Source organism: Candidatus Paceibacterota bacterium, assembly GCA_028714275.1.
Lineage (GTDB): Bacteria > Patescibacteriota > Minisyncoccia > Phycocordibacterales > CAINVO01 > CAINVO01.
Genome location: JAQTMP010000042.1, coordinates 1 through 6,423, shown reverse-complemented (window position 1 = coordinate 6,423; position 6,423 = coordinate 1). Strand labels below are relative to the sequence as shown.

Here is a 6,423-nt window from a genome sequence, read left to right as displayed (position 1 = left end):
GGAGTTTTTAATCCAGGAGTTATAAAAGTAGATCATGAAGTCATTATGTTGTATCGAGCAGTGGGCGAGCGAGAATCCTACACATCGCATATTGGCTTGGCCAAAAGTAAAGACGGGATTTCTTTTGAAAGACTTTCCAAAGAGCCAGTCTTTGGACCAAAACAGGAGTTTGATAAGTGGGCGACTGAGGATCCTCGCATTACCCAGATTGAGGAGGATTTCTACGTGACTTATGTGGCGGTGCCTGAGCGCATTATGGATCACAATCAAGGGATTGCCCGAGACCTTCCGCTTGAAACGGCTACAGCTTTACTCAAAACTAAGGATTTTTTGACTTATGAAAATCTCGGTATCATCTCATCTCCTCATTCAGACAACAAAGACATTGTGCTTTTTCCAAAAAAAATTGGCGGCCGCTACGCCATGCTTCATCGTCCCAATCGTTGGGGCAAAGAATGGTTTGAAAGTTTATATTCTAAAAAAGTAGAGGTACCTCTGCCATTTCCTTTCGAGCAGCTGCCAACTTTGCCTAGTATTTGGATTGCTTGGTCTGATGACTTGATTCACTGGAGCGACAATGAAATGCTTTTGTCCCCATCCCACGATCTCGATGCTAAAGTCGGGCCTGGCTTGCCGCCGATTGAGACCTCGGACGGCTGGCTCATGATCTATCACCATGTTGAAAAAAGCAAAATACCCGGCAATTTTATTTATTCTATCCGAGTCGCTCTACTCGACCTCAAGGATCCTACGCATATTCTTGGCAAGCTCTCGTATGATATCCTGAGTCCAGAAAGGCCCTACGAAAGTGAGAATGGGACCCATATAATTTTTCCTACTGGCGGCTATATTTCTGGGGACACCCTTTTTGTCTATTATGGTGCTTCGGATAAATACGTCTGTCTGGCGACAGGCTCTGTCCAAAAACTATTAGAAGCTCTCAAGCTCGAAGGGATCTCCGGGCACACTCGTCACGAGACGGCTTAGTCCACACGATATAATTTTTAATTTTATGGAAAATCTTTCGCAACCAAAAATGTGGGTAGTCTGCCTCGGCACTTATCCTCCGCGGGAGTGTGGCATCGCCACTTTCACGGCTGATTTTGTGGAATATTTTGACGAGCTGTTTGTGCCGCACGAAGAAACCAAAGTGGTGGCCATGAATACTGAGGATTCCGAATCTCTCACCTATCCAGATAAAGTTATTTTTCAAATTTCAGAAAATAAGCCGGAAGAATATGTTGCCGTAGCCAAGCAGCTAAATGAGATGCCTCACGTCAAGCTCATTTCTGTCCAGCATGAGTTTGGAATTTTCGGAGCCAATGATGGAGAAAATCTTTTATTCTTTTTAAGGGAAATCCAAAAACCAGTTACCGTGACTTTTCATACTGTCCTGCCAAACCCATCAGAACATTTGAAAAAGGTAGCTTGTGAAATCATCGAGCGAGCCAATAAGCTGATCGTCATGACAGAGCTATCAAAAGCTCTTCTTGAAGATAAGTATATGGCCCAAGCCGAAAAAATAGCGGTCATTCCGCACGGACTGCATCCTAGGCCGTACACAGACGGCAAGCTCGCCAAGTCTTCGCTTGGTCTCGAAGGAAAAAAAGTGCTGTCCACCTTTGGTTTACTTAATAAGGGCAAAGGGATTGAGTTTGCTATCGCGGCTTTGCCTGAGATCATTCGTGAATATCCGGACACGGTGTACGCTGTCATAGGGGCCACTCATCCTGTTGTCTTGAGGAGAGAGGGCAGGGTATACATAGAAAGTCTCAAAGAACAGGTTCGCAGGCTGGGCTTGGAAAAGAATGTTATTTTTTATGAGAGATATATGAAAACTAATGAGCTGCTTAGGTTTTTGGAAGCCACTGATGTATATCTCTCCCTCTCACAAAACCCAGATCAGGCTGTCTCAGGTACGCTTACCTATGCTCTAGGCATGGGCCGTCCTGTAGTATCGACTCATTTCGCCCAGGCTCGCGAAGTCATCACTCCAGAGCTCGGAATGTTGGTGGATTTCAATAATGTCGAGTCAATTTCACGGTCGGTCGTTTCTATTTTTGGAGACTGTGGAAAACTTTTGTCTATGAGCAAGACAGCCTACTTTCGCACTCGCAATATGACCTGGCCAAACGTAGCTTTGTCGTACATGCGTGAGTTTAAAAAATTATCTCCGGAGTTGGCTACTAAAGGAAAAAGCTTGCCGCCTATTAAGCTTGATCATCTCAAAAGAATGACGGATGACTTTGGCATTTTCCAGTTTGCCAATCTGACAGATCCAGACCCCAGTTTTGGCTATACGATTGACGACAATTCACGCGCCTTGGTGGTGGCGTGCTGGTATGCAAAGCTGATAGCAGAAGAAGAAAAAACGGGACTGTTTAAGTTGGCGGAAATCTATCTCAGCTTTCTCGAACGAGCAGCCAAAGAGGATGGAGGATTTAGGAACTACTATGATCAAGAGCATAGACCCGACGAAGAACGCAACAAGTCTGAAAATCTTGAAGATGCTGACGCCCGAGCAGCCAGAGCTTTAGCCGTTTTATGTACCAGCCAAGCGCCCGAATTTTTGCGAGAGCGCGCCAAAGCCGTGTTCAAAAAACAGTATAGTTTTTCTAAAGAAATTCATTCTCCGCGAGCGGTCGCTTTTCATATCAAAGCCTTGGCTCTTTGGCTGAAAGTGGATCCAGAGGCAGAAGAAATAAAAAATAGACTAGTCTCGTTTGCCGATTTTCTCGTAGACGGTTTCCATAAAAATTCAACTCCAGACTGGCGGTGGTTTGAGCGTGGTCTGACTTATTCAAATGCTGTGATACCCGAGGCCCTGCTTTTTGCCTATAGGGTGACGAAAAATGAGGAGTATTTAAAAATTGCTAAAGTTTCCTTAAATTTTTTGGTAGATAATTCTTTTAGTGATGAAATCTGCGTACCTGTTGGCCAAGCCGGCTGGTTTAAGCAGGGCGGCATCAAGCCTCTCTATGACCAGCAGCCCGAGGAGGTTTCGGCTTTGGTTTTGGCCCTTCAAACCATGTTTGAAATCACTCAGGATCCTTTTTATTTGGAAAAGAAAGAGCAGGCCTTTGATTGGTTTACGGGAAGCAATGTCCTCGGTCAGATAGTTTATTCTCCCACGTCTGGCGGCAGCTATGATGGTCTTGGGGAAAACCAAGTCAATCTAAATCAAGGCGCCGAATCCACCCTTTCATATTTGTTGGCTCGAGCCGCCATGGTGGAGCCGCCACATTCTATTTGATTTAATGTCTATTTTATGCAGATAATAAGCGATATGTCGTCACAGCCACTAGATCAGGGCCATCTTCATATCATGACTCAAGCGGTGCGGGACATCGCTCGTATTTTTGATGAGATTGGTTTTTCAGTCGTCCAAGGGCCAGAGCTTGAAACGGAATTTTATAATTTTGATGCTCTCAATATACCTGCCGATCATCCAGCGCGGGATATGCAAGACACCTTTTGGTTAAAAACAAAACCAGGCCAAGAGCGAAAGCTTCTACGGACCCACACTTCTTCTGTCCAGATTCGTTTTATGCAGTCACTCAAAGACAATCCTCGCCCATTCAAGATTATCATGCCGGGAAAAGTTTTTAGAAATGAAGCTACCGACGCTACGCATGAAGCTCAGTTTTTCCAGATCGAAGGGCTTTACGTCAATGAGCATGTTTCCATGGCAGAGCTCAAAGGCACCCTTGCCCTTTTTTTCAAAAAGTTCTTGGGGCCGGAAGTCAAGATCCGTTTTCGTTCGAGCTATTTTGCTTTTGTTGAGCCGGGGATTGAGGTAGATGTGCTCTGGAAAGGGAAGTGGCTCGAATTGTTGGGGGCTGGCATTGTTCATCCCAATGTGTTGTCCGCTGCTGGTCTCGATCCAAAAAAATGGCAGGGCTTTGCTTTCGGGGGCGGGATTGATCGCCTTATCATGCTTCGCTATGGCATTGACGATGTCCGTCATTTATATTCGGGCGATCTGCGCTTGATCAATCAGTTTTAATTTTTCTTCAGAATTTATGAAAATTTCTTACGCCTGGCTGCAAACATATTTTGAAAAAGCTCTTCCGTCTGCTGAAAAATTGGCAGCCCTTTTTAATGCCCATAGTTTTGAAGTTGAGTCTGTCGAAAAATTGGTCGACGATACTATTCTCGATGTTAAAGTTTTGCCTGACCGCGCACACTATGCCCTCTGTCATTGCGGGGTAGCTGGAGAGGCGAGTGCTTTGACCGAAATTGTGCTGATCAAAAAACCAAAAAATCCCTTACTTTTGGACCAAAGGGTGAGTCACGTGCCCGTAGAGGTGAAAGATGAGGTATTCTGTCGCCGATATATAGCCAGGCTGATAGAAAATGTGACGGTCGGTGACAGTCCCACTTGGCTTTGTCAGCGGCTTGAGTCTATTGGAGCTAGATCTATCAATCTTGTTGTGGACCTGGCTAATTTTGTGATGTTTGATATTGGGCAGCCCCTGCATGCTTTTGATGCCGATAAAATCAGTGGAGCTATCCAGGTGCGTAAAGCCTCGGCGGGAGAAAAAATGGTCACTCTTGATGGCAAGGAAATTATTTTGGATGAAAATGATCTGGTCATTGCGGATGATGCAGGAGTCTTGGCGATTGCCGGAGTAAAAGGCGGCAAGCGGGCGGAAGTCACACGAGGGACAACCCGAATCATCCTTGAAGCTGCCAATTTCAATCCATCCGCTATCCGCCGGACTTCTACCCGGACCAATCTTCGCAACGATTCTTCAAAGCGTTTCGAAAATGAAATCACACCTGCTCTTGCAGGCGAGGCCATGGATCAGATCACAGCTATGCTCTCCGAGCTTGTACCTGAGGCCCAAATCGGAGATACGACCGATATTTATTCTCAGCCGGCCCAAAAATGGACGGTTAGCGTCACCCCAGAATATATCTCTTCAGTTGTTGGGGTGGAGGTGTCCGCGGCAGAAATAAAAAATATTTTGACCAGGCTAAATTGTGAGGTCGAAGAGCAGAAGGCGGGAGAAAATAATGGCGTTTGCATTTTGATCACTCCACCCCTCGATCGTCTTGATCTGGTGATTTCGGCTGATATTGCTGAGGAAGTGGCTCGCATCAAGGGTTACGAAAATCTGCCAGCGGTGCTTCCTCCACCCTTGCCTTCATCTGGCGGTACGCCAGTGGACCGGACCTTCTTTTACGCTGAAAAAACTAAAAATATTTTGGTGAGTCTGGGTTTTTCTGAAGTTTTGCTCTACACGCTCGTTTCCAAAGGTGCCTTTGAAATCAGCTACCCATTGGCTAGCGACAAATCAGCCTTGCGCGAAGAGATTGCTCCCAAGATGGCCGAGTCCCTGATCACCAATGGACGGAATGCAGATTTTCTTGCTCTCGACACCGTCAAACTTTTTGAAATCGGCAAAGTTTTTCCGGCTTCCGGAGAAAAAACTTCTCTTTGTCTGGGAGTGTTGCAAATAAAAAAGAAAAAAGGGGTAACCTCGGAAAGTGTTTTGAAAGAAAGTCTAAGCGAGCTTGACCAAGCTCTCGGTACATCAGTCGCGGCTTCTGCCGCCATCGAAACGGGAGAGTATGGTGCCCGAGTGGAAATAGATTTTGATGCCCTGGTTTCAGTTTTGTCAGAAAAAAATGGCAAAAATGGATCAGAGCGGCTGGCAGAGCTGGGTTTTGAGTCTCTGCCCTCGGACAAAAAGTATCAGCCATTTTCTTTGTACCCATTTGTGGTGCGAGACATTGCGGTCTTTGTGCCTGAAGGAATGTCTCAAGACGAGCCACTAAAGTTGATCAAAAAAGAGGTAGGGGAGCTGCTCGTCAAGGACCGACTTTTTGATGTTTTCACCAAAGAGGGTAAAACTTCCTACGCCTATCGCCTGGTTTTCCAATCTTACGGACGCACTTTGACCGATGTCGAAATCGGCGCGGTGATGGAAAAAATTTCCTTGGCCATGAAAACTCTCGGGTGGGTAGTGAGGTAGTTTTTGTTTTGGTTGTGCTATAATTTTGAAATATGAAACAACAACGGCTTGATGGTTTGGCAGACGGCATCTTTGCTATCGCTATGACCTTGTTGGCTTTTGATTTACGGGTACCAGCTATCTCTAATCCTTTGGATTTCCAAGCCCTTTTTGTGGCTCTTTCCACGATCACACCCCTTTTGCTTAGTCTGGTTTTGAGTTTTGCTTTGCTTTTCACTTATTGGCGCGCCCATCACTTTTTGGCATCCGTCTATGCACGCAATCTCACGGTCGGCCTAGCTGACTACAATGCCATGTTTTTTCTTTTTATCACTCTAGTGCCGTTTTCTGCTCGCTTGCTCGGACGGTATAGTGAAAATATTACCGCCATCACGGTTTACGGTCTCAATGTTATTTGTATCGGAGTGACTCTGCTTTTTATGCGCTATTATATTGAGCACAA

5 protein-coding genes are annotated in these 6,423 nt (G+C 45.6%); all 5 read left to right on the top strand.

Annotated elements, in window-relative coordinates; genetic code table 11:
* A partial coding sequence (locus tag PHF79_03645) for a hypothetical protein (protein ID MDD5318874.1) occupies positions 1 to 987 on the top strand: 987 nt, incomplete at its 5' end.
* Positions 988 to 1,012: 25 nt separating this feature from the next.
* A complete protein-coding gene (locus PHF79_03640) occupies positions 1,013 to 3,253 on the top strand; it encodes a glycosyltransferase (protein ID MDD5318873.1) in 2,241 nt (746 codons plus the stop codon).
* 33 nt (positions 3,254 to 3,286) lie between these two features.
* Positions 3,287 to 4,006, top strand: coding sequence for a phenylalanine--tRNA ligase subunit alpha (gene pheS, locus PHF79_03635; GenBank protein ID MDD5318872.1), 720 nt, complete (start codon positions 3,287 to 3,289; stop codon positions 4,004 to 4,006).
* Positions 4,007 to 4,022: 16 nt separating this feature from the next.
* Positions 4,023 to 5,981: a phenylalanine--tRNA ligase subunit beta gene (locus PHF79_03630; GenBank protein MDD5318871.1), complete on the top strand. Its 1,959-nt coding sequence runs from the start codon at positions 4,023 to 4,025 to the stop codon at positions 5,979 to 5,981.
* 32 nt (positions 5,982 to 6,013) lie between these two features.
* Positions 6,014 to 6,423: TMEM175 family protein (locus tag PHF79_03625; GenBank protein MDD5318870.1), on the top strand; the 410-nt coding region annotated here is incomplete at its 3' end.